Raw genomic sequence first — 17,741 nt, forward strand, 5'->3', positions numbered from 1 at the left:
TATCAATGCCTATTGAAACTCAACCAAAAGTTAGAATATTAGAACAATGATTTAGTGAACAAATATTATCTTGAAATTTAGCAAAACAATTTATTGGACAAGAAAAATCCTTTAATTTTGTAGAAAAGTAATGATACATGATAAAGTGTTATTTTTAGAGAATTTTTACACTAAATAATGTTACTTTTAACAAATTTTTAATTAAAAATAATATTTTAAGTGTAAATTGATGAATAATTTTTGGTCATCCATACTTTTCTACATAATTAAAAGAAAAATCAGTTTTAGATTTAATTGCTATTGGTGGTGGTAGAGAAACAAGAAAAGAAATTATTAATAATGCAAGGGTAACTAATGCTTGATTAGGTTATTTTTTAAGTACTCTTGATTATCATGAATGACCATTACCTAATGAAAAAGAACTCAAAGATAAAGAAGTATGAAAAATTCATGATGTTCTAGGAAAAGAATATGTAAGTATTGCTACAAATGATAAATTTAAAGATGTAGAATTAGAAATAAAAGATAAACCACCAGTTGATAGTTTGCAAAAAGTATTATTAGATATGTTAACTTATACATATACTTATAATAGAAATTTTGATGGTGCTTCATTAGGAAGTGTTGCTGCGGATATGAATGATTTAGATAGAATGCGTGCTAAATTTGAGGGGCAAAAACCTTTTAATTATGTAGAAAAGTATGGATGACCAAAAATTATTCATCAATTTACACTTAAAATATTATTTTTAATTAAAAATTTGTTAAAAGTAACATTATTTAGTGTAAAAATTCTCTAAAAATAACACTTTATCATGTATAATTACTTTTCTACAAAATTAAAGCAAAAACCTGACGATGTAATTACTAATTTATTTAAACAATGAAAATTAGATTATCCAAATTATATAAATTTACCGCAAATAAAAATATTTAAACAAATAGTTATTATGTTATCTAGTAATATTTATTCAACAATGTCTATTAATAAAGGATTAAATGATGACTATAAACTATTATTACCTTATTATTTTGAATTAAAATCAAATCCTATACATTCTACGCATGATAAGGTTTGAGAGTTTAAGGATGCAAAAGTAGTATTAAAATCTGCATATTTTGATTTTACTGATATTAATAATATTAAATTAAAAAGTAATGATATCAGTCAAAATGAATTATTTAAACTAGATGACAACCAATTTAATTGATTATCTATAACAAATGAACTAGAAAGTAATAATATTCCATCATTAATTCCTGGTGATTGAACATTAGGTAATGGTGAATATGGAAAATATTTTACAAGAGCGGTTATTGATAAAAATAAAGTTGGAAATGCTTTACATTTATATGGTTCTAATAAATCTCAACTATTTTCTAAATTAGAATTTTATAAAGAAATTTCACAAATTGATAATAATGGTGATTTTGAATTACAAATTAAAAATCCGATTAATAATTTAAATCGGATTGAAATTAGTGGTATATTTGGAGCTGGAAATTATGATTTAATTTTAACAACTGATAAACAAGAAATTAATTTAAAAAACATTAATTTATTTGATAAATATAACGAAAATATTTCTTATATAAATTTAGAAATTTAAATTATTCAAAATAATTATTTGTATAATTACCATCTCATTTTATATCTTCATCATGATGTTTAACTTTAGCAAAATATAAATTTGTTTTATTTGGACTACTTCATTTATTTCATCAAATAGTTGTTGTTCCATATACTCTTTCTCCATTTGGCTTTAAGTAGGAATTTTCCATATTATGGGTAAGTATACCCCCCATGATTAAACCTATTGTTCCGGTTGTAGCACCAGTTAGTGCTAATGCTAATGTTATTTTACTTAAATTTGTTTTAATTCATGTTTTCATTTTATTTTCCTTTCTACAATAATTTATGGTTTTATTTTTTTACCTTTTGCAATATTAATTGGTTTAGATTTTTCTATTTTATTATCAATGCTATTTATGACTTTTTTTGAAAAAACTGGTGCTTTTTTAGTATTTAACATTAATAATAATTCATTACTTTGATATATTTTTTCATTAAAATAATCTATTACAGATTCGTGGTATTTAATTTTAGAATTTATTTTTTTATTTTAATTAGTAAAATCAAAAGATGTGTCTTTTAAAGATATATTATTAAATTCTTGATTTTTTTTCTTTTCTAAAAAAGATATTTCTGTATGAGCATTTTCTATATTTTTCTTAAAATCTTTAATAGATTGTTCTATTTTATGTTTTTCAAATTGACTCATATTAAATTACTCCTTATGTCTTAATTTTACTTTAAAATTGTACTATTTTTCATTATTTTTACAAGTATGCTTTTAAACGAAAAATAACGCCTAAATTCAAGGCGTTTATTTTGTGAAACCATAACTATTAATTATATTGTACTTGTTTATTATATGGCAAATGTGAAGATGCTTTTTTTCACAGTAGCATTATTTTTACCCCTAATTATATTTTTATATGGATATAGTGCATAAAACAATGCATCATATGGGTCTTGATACATATTTTTGTCAGGAATGTTAGTTTTGGTTTGGTCATAACGTAATTCTTCTAAACATTGAGTAGTTTTTGGTAAATCATCTTTATTTGCATAAAAGTTTCCATAACTCATAATATTTCTCATTCAAACTACTCTATTAGTTAATCCTGCTTCTTGATTTAAATTAGAAGCATGTTTAATTGCAGTTTGTGTTATTAAAATAGTATTATGTTCATCAATTAATTTTTGATTTAATCAATCCATTGCTGTTCTTGCTTTATCATCATAAAAATAAATTGCTTGTTCAAAATTTTCAAAGTTATCCATTAATCCTAAAATTTCATTGACATAAGCATTAATTTTTTCATTTTCATTTATAAAATCATTTGGAGTAATTACTAATTCACAAATAATATAAGCATCATAATAACCAGTATTATTATATTCTTTAAAACCAACTACCATAAATACAGTATGGTCTTTATGTCCAGTTGCTCAATCCACACCAACACTATAAAAATCAAATTTATACATATCTTTTTCTTTATTATAAAATTGTTTTAAATCATATGGTTGTCAATATTTTACTGTTTTTTGAAAAGGAAAAATTGTTGCATCACTATCTAAAAATTCAAAACCATAATAAACAGTATTGAATTCATCAGGATTACTTTTTTTCATTTCTAATAATGTTCTTTTTTGAATATCAGGTAATTTATTTCAAAAAGGTTGAATAGTAAATCTTAAAACAAATAAACCTAAACCACTAAATATGTCTTTATTTTCATAGTAAACTTTACCAATTTTTTTAAGATTTTCCATTATTTTACCATTTAATGGTAAAAATGGCGTACAGTATTTTAAGTAAAATGGATGATATTTATCATAAGGGTTACATGTAAAAATAATAAAGAAATTTTTATAAAAATAGCGAGTAATCTTTTGTCCAAATGTACTACTATATATATTTTTATCAATAAATGTTCAACTTCACTCTTTAATAGGTTCATTTGACACTTTAATTCTGTTGCTTCTAAACATAGAGTTTTGTAATCTTTCATATCTATATGTTAATTGTTTTTCAGTTAATGTTTCTTTTTCTTCTGCCATAATAATTTCATCAGTTCTTGAACCCAAAAAACTTGAACCACCTGCTTCTTTTCCAAAAATTTTATTACCATTAGCATAACCAATAAAATCAATTTGCTGATTGTTAGGAAAAATGATAAATCCTCCATCCTTAGTTATTTTTCATTTAATACCATGTGGATTATTAGGTAATAAATTAATATCATATTTTTCTAATAAAACTTGACAAACATTCATTAAAGCACCAATTGTAGTTTCGCTATGAGTATTTTCATAGCGTCTTACTTCTTGAACACTACTATCACTAAAATTACAACATATAAATAAATCAAATGCTAAACAGTTTCAAGTTTTTCTTGTTCCACGTGCAGTTGGAACAAAACGATAAAAACAATTAGTTGTAAAAAATTCTGCTCATTCATCGCCAACAAATTCTTTAAAAATATCTCAACTAAAACCATAATTATTATCACTAAAATTAAGGTCATATTTTTTATTTAATTGTCCATAACTACTAATAAAAGCCATATTTTCTCCTTATTTATTAAAAAAATTAAACTTAAACTATTAACAAATCCAAATTTAGAAAGGAAGATTAAACATGAGTGCAAAATACAAATGAATTTATCAAAAAGAATACGCTAATATCAATCAATTAGTATTAGCACATATAAAGCAAAAATGAGAAAAATTAGATAGAAAATTTTTTAAAACAAGAGATAAAAATAAATATAAAATTGTTGATTATAAAGAAAGAAAAAGAAAAACAAAATATGGCATAGTAATTTATAAACGACGTATTTATGAATATTATAACATAGAATTACAAAAATGAGTACGTATTTGTTTAGTTGATGAAGAGTTAGAATTACCAAAATATAAAAGAATTGGAGAAGACATAGAACAAATTGTTATTGAATATTTTGCTGATGGAAAAAGATACAAAGATATTTGTGATATTTTAAAAGATGCTGGTTTAACTACAATGGATATTCATAGAATTTTTGAAAAACATAAAGTTTTTAATGAAAATGTAGCAAAAATTAAATTAGCAAAAAATCAACCTATTTATATCAGTATTGATGATGGACATCGAAAGTTTTGAGAATTTAAACGTAAAATTAATAAATATTCAATGCGTTTAGTAGCATTTTATACAGATAATATTAATCACAAATTAGTTAATAAAAGAGTTAATGTTATTATCAGACCAAATAAAACAGCAATTGGAGTTAAGAAAACTGCTGAATTTATTTTAGAACAAGGAAAAAGATTTTTTGAAAATTTTGAACAAGCTAAAATCATTATTTGTGGAGATAGTGCAGGATGAATTAAAGAAGTTGCCGATTATTTAGATGCACAATTTGTTTTAGATAAATTTCATTTAATTAGAACATTATATCTTGGTATACTTGCTGGAAATAAAGGTAAATATTGACAAGAATATGATACTTGTAAAAATTTAATTGAAAATGGTCAATATGAACAATTAATTAATTATTTATATAAAGAATTAGATAATCATAAAAAACTAAAAAAACAATATTTTAAAAATAATAAGCAGGGAATTATTAATCAATCTGAAAAATGGAATATTGGTACTTTTACTGAAAGTAATATTTGACATGTTTTAAAAGAAATGCTTGGTAATAGAACATATAACATTAGTATTTATATTAAAATGGCTACATTTAGGTGTAATCAAATAAATTTAAAAACATAATTTAATGTATATAATAATTGTAAATTATTTCACAATTTTGAATTGCATCTCAAAAATTATTATTTTTTAATTTTATTTTTAAACCAATAATTAAAAAGATTAATGACATAGTTATTGATGAAAAAATTGGAACTAAAATTACACAAAAAATAACTCCGATTTGTAATTGAATTCAATTATAGTATAGTTCATAATTTCTATTTATTAAACATATAAAATTTGCAGAGTGATTTAAAATATAAATTATACTTATATGCTTTAATAAATTAAATCCATTACTTTTTCTTAAAACTAATTTTGAACTCCAATTAATATGTATATAATCAAAATTTGAAATACCAATTAGTATTAAACCAATAGTCATAATTGAGATACTTAAAATAAATAACGATACAGTTATTAATTGTAATTTTTTAGTTTTCATCTTAAAAATCTCCTTTTATATGCGTTATTTTAACATATAGTAAAATTTAATATAAGTACTTTAGTTGCAATTAATTTTTATTAGTAGTACTATTTATTTACAATTACATAACAAAGTCTTAATTTATTCTCGTCTAAATGATAATAAAGACATTATTGAATAATTTATTCCGCATTTTTGTTACCCGTCCTACAATTATTTTAAAAAACTGTCCCATTTATATTTACAATTCAGGTTAATATAAAACCATCATTTATTTTTAATGTTCATTAATAACAACAATTATTTTTTGACTAACATTGTTAATTTTAATAAAATCATTAATTTTTTGTGAATTAACTCGTTTGGCATTACGCAATGCTCAACCAATAGAACGTATTAGATAAAAATTTGTTGTTAATAACATTGGCTTAATTAATGCAAATAGTAAATTAAAATCAGTATTTTCTTTAAACATTAATTGTGATTGAATTGCTATTCTTTGAATTCAAAAATTACTATCATTTATTAACTTAAATAAATATTGATCTCTAACACTAATATTATTGTTGCTAAATATAAGAACACCAATAATATTATCAAAATAATCAGTAGTATCTCATCAAATATTATGTTTAATTATCGATAAAAGCCAATCTAAGTCATTAAAACTTAAGTTTTTCTTTCATCAAAGATTTAAAAATTCCATTGCTGTATATTGAAATTCACGATTTTTTTGTAAATATAATGTTTCAAATAACTGTTTTTTATTTACTAACGATAAATTTTTATTTCATTTATTTAAAAATAATTTTACTAATGGTTTTCGTTTACTAGTTAAAATTCCATAAAATTCAAAATTATTGATTAAAAATTTTTCTTGTTTAATTTTAGTATTGATATTAGCATTATTAATAAAAATTGTCGTTAATATTTTTATTTCTTCATTAAATTTTTCCATATATACCTTTCTATCTATATAAAATATTTTATTTTAAAAATATTGAAGGGAAAGTACTCATTAAAATAATCATTATTATTGCTAAACAACTAAATATGCATAATCTAAGAATATGACGAAAATGTTTTTTATTTAAATAATTAATTGTTTGATTTAAATACATTAAATTTCATTTATTAATTGGCAATTGATAATAATCCAAAATAGAGATTAAAATTGCATGTCGTTTAAATGATTTACATTTTTTATAATATTTAATATGGAATGAAATTTCATTTCAATGCTTGAAACTAAAAATATTATTAAGATCCATTAGTTCCGAAACAATTTCTTCTGGTGTAAAATCAGCATTTGCTGCATAAAAAGATTTGAATTGCTTATTTTGTTTAATTCAGTATTTAACCTCATAAATAATCATAAATAATGCAATTACTAATACCATTACCACTGTTAAATCTTTAAATATATTTACCGCATACAATAATTTTCGAAGTTCAAAACTAATTTTTTGATCAGTTTTATCAATAACAGTTAATAATATTGAAAGAATTATTGAAAATATTGATAAAAACAATGCTAATATATCCATAATTCTAATTTTTTGTGTACATTTTAATTTAATATATTTAAATAAATCTTTTAATTATGTAGAAAAGTATGAATGACCAAAAATTATTCATCAATTTACACTTAAAATATTATTTTTAATTAAAAATTTGTTAAAAGTAACATTATTTAGTTTAAAAATTCTCTAAAAATAACACTTTATCATGTATCATTACTTTTCTACAAAATTAAAGGATAAATCTTTAACAACAATATTAACATCAATTGTTAATGTTAAATTTTGTATATTTGTTTGTATTTCTTCATACCTAGCTTCTTCTAACTTTTCTTCATCATCATCAAAAAACATAGTTTTCCCTCCATCCTATATTATAATTTTAACATTATCCGTAACTAAAACTAAAAAAATGAACAACTCAAAAAGTTGTTCATTTTTATATTTTAGTAATAGTTTATTTTGGAGTTCAAGTTTTTAATAAATCATTTTTAATATTACCTACTTGTGGCCCATAAATTACCTGAATAGCTGTACCTTTTTTAAAGATACCAACTGCACCAGTTGATTTTAAAATATTATCATCAACTTTAGTTTCATCAAAAACTGTAACACGCAATCTTGTAGCACAATTGTCTTTTAATTATGTAGAAAAGTAGTGGTAAAATAAAAAAAGTCATCAACTTGACTTAAAATTTGATTTTATTAAATTTTGGGATTTATTTTTTTTACAAACTGAAATATAACACATTGGATTTTTGATAAGGGGTTAATCCGTAGTGTTGATATTTTCATTTCCATAAATTGAGGTAATTTTGAATATTGGTAAATCCAATGCCATGGTAATGAGTAATAAATTCTTTTAAACTTGATTGTATTTTACTGACATTACTTAATTTTTTATAATTTAATTCTTTATTTTCTTTTGATTTAAACTGCTGGATAGTGGATTTAGTTTGTTTAGCTACTGTATCATATAATACTTGCATATCACAAACTATAATTGAATTTTCTTCGATAAGTTTCGATGTTAAGTTTTCTTGTACTCATTTTTTATTTAATCTTTTAGTATTTGTTGTTTGAGCATAGATATTTCGGTTTTCATCAATTGCCATTTGAATACAACAATTTAAATCTTTAGCATTTTCTTCAATTCATTGTTTTCTTGGATCATTTGGATCTTTAAAGTTTCCTTTATGAATTTCTTTGATAAAAGTTTCGTCAATTTCAATTCTAGCTTTTAATTTTACAAATTGATTTTGTGTTTTTACTAATTGTGTTGATTTCATAAATTTTTGACGATTAAATCAGGCAGTTTTATTTGTAGTATTAATAAATTGAGAAATAATGTAAGCAGATTGACCTAAAGTAGCTATTTGTATCAATAAATCTCATTGATCATGAGATAAATGACTTCAATAAAAATAATGATTTTTAAAAGCATGAAAAGTAATATTACAACTTTTACATTTATATCTTTGCTTATAATCTTTACTACCATATTTAGTACACAAAAAAGAACTACAATCTGGACATTGAATCCCTTTCTCTTTGAATTTTTGTTCGACTGCTTCAAATTTTTCTTTTTTCTCAATTTGTTTAATTCTAGTTTTATTTTCTCTAAAAATCTCAATAAAATCTTTATCAGACAAATTATTTAAAATTTCTTTTACTGTATTTTTATTCATTTAAAATCACCTCTTTAATATTAAAAATACCATATAAAAATATATTTTTGCTAATTTTACTAATACCACTACTTTTCTACAAAATTAAAGCAATTGTCTAATAATTTAACATTACTTCGTCCACCAAGACCTTTAAAGATATTTTCTAACATATCATTATTTTTATCTTTATTAGTATCAGGTGTTAATGTTTGTTTCTTTGTCATTTCTGCTTGTAAAGTTTTATGAATAGACTCTGCACCATCAAGATAAGTAATTTCAACTTTATTGGAAATTACTTTAATATTTTTAGTTCCACTTAATCTTAATAAAGCTTTTGAATAAATATTTGCATCTTTTAAAGTTGCAACTAATACTTTATCTTTAGCGTTAACATCAATGATATTTAATGCTCCACCAAGTCCAAGTAATAAATTTTCTACTTTTGTTCTACCTTTTTTTGAAGACTTATCTAAAGAACTTTCAACACTTTGTAAAGCTAAGTTGGTTGCTAATTCTCCTTCTTCACGACCTAAAGTTTTGTAATTTCTTCACTTAATAATGTAATAGAACCCAAAGAAATAAGCAGGTGCCATAATTAATCCAGTAACAAATACTCAATAGAATCCTGTTTCTTTACCAAGAATACTTGGTAATATTCCAAAGAAAGAAAAGTCAATAAATCCAGCAGCAAAACCTTGACCAACAACTATATTTAATAAATACGCCATCATAAAACTAATTCCTGCCATAAATGCATGGAAAACAAAACATAATGGTGCTACAAATAAGAATGAAAACAATAATGGTTCTGTAACTCCTGTTAAGAAAGAAGTTAGAGCAGCAGATCCTAAAATACCACCAACCATTTTTTTATTTTCTGGTCGTGCTAACATTCACATAGCAAGCACTGCAAATGGATAGCCATATTGCATATATGCAAATCGCCCACTCATAAACATTGTTCTTGGTGTTTGATTCATGTGTCCTACTGCATTAGAAGCAAATTGTCCAAAGAAAATATTGTACGCTCCAACAAAATGATCACCAGATTCATTAATTCAATTTCCACCAATTCCAGTATATCAGAAAGGTGCATATTGAACGTGATGCAATCCTGTTGGTATTAATAAACGTTCAGTAATTCCAAAAAACATTGCAATAAATGCTCCACCAACTGTCGGATGAAAATTATCACCAGTTAACTGTCCATCAGTAAGTTGACCTGTATTCATACCAGCTGCTAAGCCATTACCAATTTCTCTAAAAGCAATTAATAACATTGGTCAAATAAAGAAAAAAGCTAATCCCATTCCTATTCCAACAAAAACAGCTAAAATTGGCACAAAACGTTCACCACCAAAAAAAGCTAATACTCTTGGCATACGAATATTGTATGAATGATTATGAACAATTGATACTAATCAACCAACAAGAATGCCACCTAAAACTGAAGTATCAAACGTAGGAAATAATCCTAAGAACCTGTTTAGAATCTTTTTAATAAAACTGAAATAAATGAAAGAACAACCATTTGTAAACTAGTATTTAGTTTTCTTTCACAATTTTTTCATAATCTTCTGTATTTTTCTAATCAAGCAAAGCTTCGTTCTACAATTCATCTTTTTGGTAATACTACAAAAGTATGTAATTCATTACGTTTTATCACTTCAACATTTGCATTTATGATTGTTTTGATTTCAGAAGCAAATTTTTCACCAGTATAACCAGCATCTACTATTATTTTTTGAACTGCAGAAAGATTTTCTTTTTCATTTTCAATCATTATTATAGCGCTATTACGATCTGTTTTTTCCTTTAATTTTGTAGAAAAGTAATTATACATGATAAAGTGTTATTTTTAGATAATTTTTACACTAAATAATGTTACTTTTAAAAAATTTTTAATTAAAAATAATATTTTAAGTGTAAATTGATGAATAATTTTTGGTCATCCATACTTTTCTACATAATTAAAAGTTTTTTCTGCTGTGGTTATGTAAATTGCATGTGGTAAACCTTGAGAATCAACAACAATATGACGTTTTATGCCTGAAATCTTTTTACCAGCATCATAACCTTTATTTTCGGTAGTATCTGTATTTTTAACACTTTGCGAATCAATTATACAAAAACTAGTTTGTTCTTTGCGATTATTATTGATACGAATTTTTTTAACTAATTTTTTTTAAAATTAATTGCAATACACTAGGTTCTTTACCATTATTTTTACTTCAAATTTGAAAATAATAATATACAGTTTGTCATTTTGGAAAATTTTTTGGTAGCATTCTTCATTGACAACCACTTTTTAATACATATAAAATTGCACAAAATACTTCATATAAATCTAAACTTCTTGGTTTTGTTTTCTTTTTGCTATTTTCTAAAATTGATTTTATGTTCTCAAATTGTTCTTTGGTGACATGACTTGGATAATTTTTATGCATATATACCTCTTATTTTAAAATATATAATCATTTTACATTATTTTCGAAAAGATTCTAAACAGGTTCTAAGACAGAAGAAAATAAACCAGAAGATTTCTTTAATTTTGTAGAAAAGTAATGATACATGATAAAGTGTTATTTTTAGAGAATTTTTACACTAAATAATGTTACTTTTAACAAATTTTTAATTAAAAATAATATTTTAAGTGTAAATTGATGAATAATTTTTGGTCATCCATACTTTTCTACATAATTAAAAGAAGATTTACCACTTTCTGGAGTAATCTTTGCACCTTCACCTAAACCTCATGGATCAAATCCCAACATTCCTGTTTTAGGATTTCAAAAAAACATGCCACTAATAACTGAAGTCATAACAATAAAAGTAATAAATCCAGAAAGAGCAGCTACACCTTTACTAGCTTTTGCAAAACCAAAAGCAATAGAAATAGCAAAAATCAATCCTAAATTAGCAAAAACAACGTTTCCGGCTGATTGCATAATTGAAAAAATATTAATAATAGCAACAAGACTATCATGATTAGGTAATTGCTTTAAAGCACTAGCAACTCCACCACCAATTCCTAACAATAAGCCAGCTATTGGTAATGTAGCTATTGGTAAAACAATGGCTCTTGATAAGTTTTCATTTTGCCAAACATTTTGCCACCTAATTTATTGAAAGTTCGTTTAAAAGTAAAACTAGGATTTTTCTTATCCTCAGGAGATGTTTGTTTACTATGAAAAAATTTACTCATTTTCTCACCTCCATTCTATATTGTTCTATACAGATGAGAATTTTATTTTAATTATGTAGAAAAGTATGGATGACCAAAAATCATTCATCAATTTACACTTAAAATATTATTTTTAATTAAAAATTTGTTAAAAGTAACATTATTTAGTGTAAAAATTCTCTAAAAATAAAAATTTATCATGTATTATTACTTTTCTACAAAATTAAAGGAATTTTATTCTATACAGATAAAAATATTATATATATAATAGTAAAAACAACAATAAAATAAATAAAAACGATTTTTTTACTACTATAATAGTAATTTCGGAGAAATTTTATAATCTATATAGATATTATTAATAACTACTATAAATTTTAATAGTATATTGTAATTAAAAAAATAGTAAATATTTTAAAACACTTACTATTTTTATTTTTTTAATTTTAAGTATTAATTTAAATCAAACCAAATATCTAAACCAATAAATTTAATAATTAACGTACCAATACAATAAGTAAAAACCAAAGTTGTTAACATATATAAAATTCATGATTCTTTTACTCTTTTATGATCAAGAAATTTATTAAAAGGAATTGCTTTTACAGCAAATCCGCTAGCAATAAAACTAAAAAGATAAATACTTATTTCAATTATTCATTTTATTAAATGTGAATCATGCATATTTATTAACCTCCACTAACCCTTTTAATACGCTCATCAAATACCTTTGTTTCTTGCTCTTTTAAAATTGATGTATATTCAACTTTATCACTAATAATACGAACCATATGTAAATCAGTTACCAAAAGTCCACCAGAAATCGTTAAATTACGAATTTTTTCTTTAATTTTAAATGACATTTTCGATATTTGAATATTAGCAATCAAAGGTGTATGCCATTCAAGAATACCAACATAGCCTTCAGTTGTTTTAACATTAACTCACTGTACTTCTCCATCGAAAAAAATACCATCAGGAGTAATAATTTTAAGATTTAATGCCATACTATCACCTTCAATTATCTCAATTTCTTTGCCTTTTCAATTGCTTGTTCAATAGTTCCTACATATAAAAACGCTTGCTCTGGTAAATCATCACATTCACCATCTAAAATTTGTTTAAAACTATTAACAGTTTGACTAACAGGAATATAAATACCATTTAAACCTGAAAATTTTTCAGCAACATGAAACGGCTGTGAACAAAAATTACGAATTCTTCTTGCTCTAGCTACTATTTTTTTATCTTCTTCACTCAACTCATCCATTCCTAAAATACCAATGATTGGTTCTAATTCAGAAAAATGTTGAATTGTTTCAATAACTCTTTGCGCAACATCATAATGCTCCTGACCAACAATAGCAGGATCTAACATTCTTGATGAAGATTGTAAAGGATGAACAGCAGGATAAAGCCCTAAAGCAGCAATATTACGATCTAAAACAATTTTGGCATCCAAGTGAGTAAATGTTGTCGCAGGAGCTGGATCAGTTAGATCATCGGCTGGTACATATACTGCTTGTACAGATGTAATAGAACCACGTGTTGTTGATACAATACGTTCTTGTAAAGCACCCATTTCTGTTGATAATGTTGGTTGGTATCCTACTGCTGAAGGCATTCTTCCTAATAAAGCTGATACTTCACTACCAGCTTGTGTAAAACGAAATATATTATCAATAAATAATAATACATCTTGCTGTTTTTCATCACGGAAGTATTCAGCAATTGTTAAACCAGTTAATGCAACACGCATTCTAGCACCTGGTGGTTCTGACATTTGACCAAACACTAAAGCAGTTTTACTAATAACACCTGACTCTTGCATTTCATAATATAAATCATTACCCTCACGTGTTCTTTCACCAACTCCTGAAAAGACAGAAATACCAGCATGTTCTTTAGCTATGTTATTAATTAATTCTTGAATTAAAACTGTTTTACCAACTCCAGCTCCACCGAATAAACCAATTTTTCCACCTTTAGCATAAGGTGCTAATAAATCAATAACTTTAATTCCTGTTTCTAAAATTTCTGATTTTGATTGTAATTCATCAAAACTAGGAGGTGTACGATGAATAGGATATTTTAATTTAGTTTTAAGTTCTTTACCATCATCAATGACTTCACCCAATACATTAAAAAGTCTACCCAAAACTTCTTCACCAACAGGAACACTAATTGGTATTCCTAAATCAACTGCTTCAAGACCACGTAGTAATCCTTCAGTTGGACCCATTGAAATACAACGAACACTATCATCACCAATATGTTTTGCAACTTCAACAATTAATTTTTGACCATTATTATCAATACTAATAGCATTATTTAAATTAGGTAAACTATTATCATTAAAACGAATATCAATAACTGGACCTGAAATTTGAACAATTTTTCCAATATTTCGTTTAGTTGGTAATTGTTTACTAGTTTTAACACTTTCTTTGCTATTAACTACTTTTTTAATCACTTTTGCTTTTGCTTTTACTTTAGCAATAACTTTAGTGTTATCTTTTTTTAAAGAATTTTTATCACTAACATTTTTTTCTTTAATTGTTATAGATTTTTTACTAGTTGCATTTTTCATTTTAGTTTACTCCTTTATTATGATGATTGGGCATCAGCGCCACCAATAATTTCTGAAATTTCTTGGGTAATAGCACCTTGACGGGCACGATTATAACTTACTAATAATTTATCTTTCATTTCTTTGGCATTATTTGAAGCATTTTCCATTGCTAATCTTCGTAATGCTTGCTCTGACACTTGTGATTCTACTAATGCACCATAAACAATGGCATCAACATATAAAGGAATAGCACTATTAATAACAGTATTAGCGTCTGGTTCAAAATCGGTTTGAATTAAATTACTTTCTTGATTAGTTTTAATAGAAACAATTGGTAATAAATCAATAATTGTTGGAATTGTTGTTACCGTATTTACATATTTTGTATATGCAATTTTAATAGCATCAGTTTCTTTATTATTAAACTTAGAAAGTAACAACAAAGATATCTCTTGCGAATCATTATATGATGATTGAATGTTAATTTCAGTATAAGATTGCATAATTTTACAATGATGATTAGTAAAGTATGAAACTCCTTTACTACCAATAACAACTATTTCATCTTGTGGTTGATATTGTTCTAGTACTAATTTATTTAAATTATTATTAAAACCACCACATAATCCTAAATTAGAATTAAAAACAACTCATATTGTTTTATTAATAACTTGATCCTTTGTTTTTAAATAAATTGAATTACTTAATTTAGGTATTAGTTGATTGAATGTATCATAAACTTCAGAATAATAAGGTTTAATCATCTCAATTCTTTTACCTACTTTTTTTAATTTAGCTGTTGATACTAGTTGCATTGCTTTAGTAATTTTATAACTAGTATTAACAGATTTAATTTTTTGTCTAATTTGTTCCATGCTTTGAGCCATGATATTTCACCTTACCTTCCTAATACATTATTTGAATGTTTTAATTAATGTTTCCCATTCTTCAAGACTACCATATATTTTAGGATTATAGTCATTTAGCTTATTGGTCAAATTATAAACAACCTGCATAATGCCTTGACTAATGCTCACTTGTAACTCTTCACTAAACGCTTGATCTTGCTGTAATTTTAAATAACTTTTTCGTTGTTGTTTTTGAAAATAAGTTATTACTTCCTTTTTAAAAGAATCCATCATTTCTACTGGTAATCATTTAATTGCCTTATTTTTAATTGCTAATAAAATAATTGCTTGATCAATTTGATTTAATGGTTCATTTTGTTTTTGTTTTAAAATTTCAATGGCACGTTTACCATGTTCAATAACAGCTCTAGTATTTTCATCTAAATCAGAACCAAATTGTGAAAAAGCTTGTAATTCACGAAATTGTGCTAATTCTAATTTTAATGTTCCACCTGCTTGTTTTATTGCTTTAATTTGTGCTGATGAACCTACCCGTGAAACTGATAAACCCACATCAACTGCTGGACGAATTCCGGCATTAAATAATTCTGACATTAAAAAAATTTGACCATCAGTAATTGAAATAACATTAGTAGGAATATATGCAGAAATATCACCGGCTTGTGTTTCAATAATAGGTAAGGCAGTAATACTCCCACCACCATGTTTTTCATTTAATTTAGCTGCACGTTCTAATAAACGTGAATGAAGATAAAAAACATCTCCTGGATAAGCTTCTCTTCCTGGTGGTCGTCTTAATAATAAGGAAATAGCACGATAGGCCACTGCATGTTTACTCAAATCATCATAAACAATTAAGACATCTTTACCTTCTTCCATTCATTCTTCGGCAATAGTTACTCCTGTATAAGGAGCAATATATTGCAAAGGAGCAACTTCACTAGCAGTAGCAGCAACAATAGTTGTATACTCCATTGCCCCTAGTTGTGTTAATTTATCAACAATTTGAGCAACAGTTGAAGCTTTTTGACCAATAGCAACATAAACACAAAAGACATTTTTACCCTTTTGATTAATAATAGTATCAATAGCAATCGTTGTTTTTCCAGTTTGACGATCACCAATTATTAACTCTCTTTGACCTTTGCCAATCGGAATCATTGCATCAATTGATAATAATCCTGTTGCTAAAGGTTCTGATACAGATTTTCTAGTCATCACACCCAGCGCTATTCTTTCAATCGGTCTAGTTTTCGTAGTTTTAATTGGACCTTTACCATCAATCTTTTGCCCTAGTGCATTAACAACTCTTCCTAAAAGCATATTACCAACTGGTGTTTCAACAACATTACCTGTTCTACTAACAATATCTCCTTCTTTGATACCCGTATCATCCCCCATTAAAGTAACACCAACAGCAGTTTCTTCTAAACTCAAAACCATACCATAAATATTACTTTTAGGAAAAAATACTAATTCACCATTAACAGCCTTATCTAAACCATGAATTAGCGCAATTCCATCACCGACAGTAACAACAATGCCTTCCTCATTAGCACTAATTTTTTTACCATAATTTTTAATTTGGCTTTTTATAATTTCTGAAATTTGATTAACGTTTAAGGACATTTGTTTTACCTCTATTCATGACTTAATAATTCTTGTTTTAATTGATCAATTTGACCTTTAACTGAACCATCAAAAACTTGATTCCGTACTTTAACTTTAATACCGCCAATTAATGATTTATCAATCTTGTTAACGACTTTAATCTTATGTTTAATGACTTTCTCAATTTTCAATTTTATTTGATTTATTTGTTGGTTTGAAAGTTCTATTACTGAATAAATAATGCCATAGTTTACATCTTGATATTCATTACATAATTTGCGAAATTCTTTTAAAATGAAACGAACACACTGGAAATGATGTTCATCAATCAACAAAAAGAAAAAATTTAACATATATGGTTCAATATGATTTTTAAAAGTTTCACTAATAATTTGTTTACGTGTTTCAATAGTTATATTACTACTACTAGTAATATCAATAAATTCTGGATAAGTAGTAAAAATATCAATTAATTTATTACTTTCTTCAGCAAATTGAGTAATTTTTTTTATTTCTCTTGCTAATTGAAAAAGACCATTACTTCATTGATTAGCTAATCCTTCATCTATCATTTAA

At 24.9% G+C, this 17,741-nt stretch carries 21 protein-coding genes and 3 pseudogenes; 6 read left to right on the plus strand and 18 right to left on the minus strand.

What is annotated here, in order from left to right:
* The first annotated feature begins 5 nt into the window (after positions 1-5).
* From AAHH39_RS00730 to AAHH39_RS00740, 3 genes are all read left to right on the plus strand, one after another.
* Entirely contained in the window at positions 6-131 is a 126-nt protein-coding gene (locus AAHH39_RS00730; RefSeq protein ID WP_342218501.1) for a hypothetical protein, read from the plus strand.
* A gap of 435 nt (positions 132-566) precedes the next feature.
* A complete protein-coding gene (locus AAHH39_RS00735) occupies positions 567-800 on the plus strand; it encodes a hypothetical protein (RefSeq protein WP_342218502.1) in 234 nt (77 codons plus the stop codon).
* A 15-nt stretch (positions 801-815) separates the two neighbouring features.
* A complete protein-coding gene (locus AAHH39_RS00740; RefSeq protein ID WP_342218503.1) occupies positions 816-1,610 on the plus strand; it encodes a hypothetical protein in 795 nt (264 codons plus the stop codon).
* 1 nt (position 1,611) lies between these two features.
* On the opposite strand, the gene AAHH39_RS00745 is transcribed toward AAHH39_RS00740, so the two are convergent.
* The 3 genes from AAHH39_RS00745 to AAHH39_RS00755 all read right to left on the minus strand — a co-directional run bounded on the left by AAHH39_RS00745 (position 1,612) and on the right by AAHH39_RS00755 (position 4,138).
* On the minus strand, positions 1,612-1,893 hold the full coding sequence (locus tag AAHH39_RS00745; RefSeq protein ID WP_342218504.1) for a hypothetical protein: 282 nt from the start codon (positions 1,891-1,893) through the stop codon (positions 1,612-1,614).
* A 230-nt stretch (positions 1,894-2,123) separates the two neighbouring features.
* Entirely contained in the window at positions 2,124-2,282 is a 159-nt protein-coding gene (locus tag AAHH39_RS00750; protein WP_342218505.1) for a hypothetical protein, read from the minus strand.
* A gap of 149 nt (positions 2,283-2,431) precedes the next feature.
* The gene (locus tag AAHH39_RS00755) at positions 2,432-4,138 is read right to left on the minus strand and encodes a hypothetical protein (protein WP_342218506.1); all 1,707 of its coding nucleotides are present in this window, start codon (positions 4,136-4,138) and stop codon (positions 2,432-2,434) included.
* A 73-nt stretch (positions 4,139-4,211) separates the two neighbouring features.
* On the opposite strand from AAHH39_RS00755, the gene AAHH39_RS00760 reads away from it, so the two are divergent.
* Complete coding sequence (locus AAHH39_RS00760; protein ID WP_342218507.1) at positions 4,212-5,333, plus strand: Mbov_0401 family ICE element transposase-like protein; 1,122 nt, start codon at positions 4,212-4,214, stop codon at positions 5,331-5,333.
* A gap of 683 nt (positions 5,334-6,016) precedes the next feature.
* Here the strand turns inward: AAHH39_RS00760 and AAHH39_RS00765 are convergent.
* Positions 6,017-6,697, minus strand: a complete 681-nt coding sequence (locus AAHH39_RS00765; protein ID WP_342218508.1) for a DNA alkylation repair protein — start codon at positions 6,695-6,697, stop codon at positions 6,017-6,019.
* A gap of 28 nt (positions 6,698-6,725) precedes the next feature.
* Positions 6,726-7,286 (minus strand): hypothetical protein, encoded by a 561-nt coding sequence (locus AAHH39_RS00770; RefSeq protein WP_342218509.1) that lies wholly within the window; start codon positions 7,284-7,286, stop codon positions 6,726-6,728.
* 46 nt (positions 7,287-7,332) lie between these two features.
* On the opposite strand from AAHH39_RS00770, the pseudogene AAHH39_RS13180 reads away from it, so the two are divergent.
* A pseudogene (locus AAHH39_RS13180) lies at positions 7,333-7,452 on the plus strand (IS30 family transposase); the annotation flags it as partial.
* Between the two features lie 23 nt (positions 7,453-7,475).
* On the opposite strand, the gene AAHH39_RS00775 reads toward AAHH39_RS13180, so the two are convergent.
* The 7 genes and pseudogenes from AAHH39_RS00775 to AAHH39_RS00805 form a co-directional block, all read right to left on the minus strand.
* Complete coding sequence (locus AAHH39_RS00775; protein ID WP_342218510.1) at positions 7,476-7,613, minus strand: hypothetical protein; 138 nt, start codon at positions 7,611-7,613, stop codon at positions 7,476-7,478.
* A 103-nt stretch (positions 7,614-7,716) separates the two neighbouring features.
* Positions 7,717-7,902 carry a PTS transporter subunit EIIB gene (locus AAHH39_RS00780; RefSeq protein WP_342219295.1) on the minus strand — a complete coding sequence of 62 codons (186 nt, stop codon included), beginning with the start codon at positions 7,900-7,902 and terminating at the stop codon, positions 7,717-7,719.
* A gap of 85 nt (positions 7,903-7,987) precedes the next feature.
* Positions 7,988-8,947 carry a transposase-like zinc-binding domain-containing protein gene (locus AAHH39_RS00785; RefSeq protein WP_342217913.1) on the minus strand — a complete coding sequence of 320 codons (960 nt, stop codon included), beginning with the start codon at positions 8,945-8,947 and terminating at the stop codon, positions 7,988-7,990.
* A 68-nt stretch (positions 8,948-9,015) separates the two neighbouring features.
* Positions 9,016-10,446, minus strand: coding sequence for a PTS transporter subunit EIIC (locus tag AAHH39_RS00790; RefSeq protein ID WP_342219296.1), 1,431 nt, complete (start codon positions 10,444-10,446; stop codon positions 9,016-9,018).
* Positions 10,416-10,739, minus strand: a pseudogene (locus tag AAHH39_RS00795) (transposase); the annotation flags it as partial. The gene AAHH39_RS00790 and the pseudogene AAHH39_RS00795, both read right to left, overlap by 31 nt.
* A 165-nt stretch (positions 10,740-10,904) precedes the next feature.
* A pseudogene (locus AAHH39_RS00800) lies at positions 10,905-11,376 on the minus strand (IS5 family transposase); the annotation flags it as partial.
* A gap of 141 nt (positions 11,377-11,517) precedes the next feature.
* Positions 11,518-12,051 (minus strand): PTS transporter subunit EIIC, encoded by a 534-nt coding sequence (locus AAHH39_RS00805; RefSeq protein ID WP_342219297.1) that lies wholly within the window; start codon positions 12,049-12,051, stop codon positions 11,518-11,520.
* Between AAHH39_RS00805 and AAHH39_RS00810 the strand changes: the two genes are divergently transcribed.
* Positions 12,028-12,297 carry a hypothetical protein gene (locus AAHH39_RS00810; RefSeq protein ID WP_342218511.1) on the plus strand — a complete coding sequence of 90 codons (270 nt, stop codon included), beginning with the start codon at positions 12,028-12,030 and terminating at the stop codon, positions 12,295-12,297. The genes AAHH39_RS00805 and AAHH39_RS00810 overlap by 24 nt on opposite strands.
* A gap of 269 nt (positions 12,298-12,566) precedes the next feature.
* On the opposite strand, the gene AAHH39_RS00815 is transcribed toward AAHH39_RS00810, so the two are convergent.
* From AAHH39_RS00815 to AAHH39_RS00840, 6 genes are read right to left on the minus strand one after another with little or no spacing between them, the layout of a single operon-like run.
* A complete protein-coding gene (locus AAHH39_RS00815) occupies positions 12,567-12,797 on the minus strand; it encodes a hypothetical protein (protein ID WP_342218512.1) in 231 nt (76 codons plus the stop codon).
* A 5-nt stretch (positions 12,798-12,802) separates the two neighbouring features.
* Positions 12,803-13,120 (minus strand): F0F1 ATP synthase subunit epsilon, encoded by a 318-nt coding sequence (locus AAHH39_RS00820; RefSeq protein WP_174480958.1) that lies wholly within the window; start codon positions 13,118-13,120, stop codon positions 12,803-12,805.
* Positions 13,121-13,134: 14 nt separating this feature from the next.
* Positions 13,135-14,703 (minus strand): F0F1 ATP synthase subunit beta, encoded by a 1,569-nt coding sequence (gene atpD, locus AAHH39_RS00825; protein ID WP_342218513.1) that lies wholly within the window; start codon positions 14,701-14,703, stop codon positions 13,135-13,137.
* Positions 14,704-14,720: 17 nt separating this feature from the next.
* Entirely contained in the window at positions 14,721-15,572 is an 852-nt protein-coding gene (gene atpG / locus AAHH39_RS00830; protein WP_342218514.1) for an ATP synthase F1 subunit gamma, read from the minus strand.
* 27 nt (positions 15,573-15,599) lie between these two features.
* A complete protein-coding gene (atpA, locus tag AAHH39_RS00835) occupies positions 15,600-17,183 on the minus strand; it encodes a F0F1 ATP synthase subunit alpha (RefSeq protein WP_281749182.1) in 1,584 nt (527 codons plus the stop codon).
* Positions 17,184-17,194: 11 nt separating this feature from the next.
* Positions 17,195-17,737, minus strand: coding sequence for a F0F1 ATP synthase subunit delta (locus AAHH39_RS00840; protein ID WP_252319360.1), 543 nt, complete (start codon positions 17,735-17,737; stop codon positions 17,195-17,197).
* Positions 17,738-17,741: the final 4 nt, after the last annotated feature.

The sequence above is a fragment of the Spiroplasma endosymbiont of Amphimallon solstitiale genome, from assembly GCF_964030965.1.
GTDB lineage: Bacteria > Bacillota_I > Bacilli_A > Mycoplasmatales > VBWQ01 > Spiroplasma_E.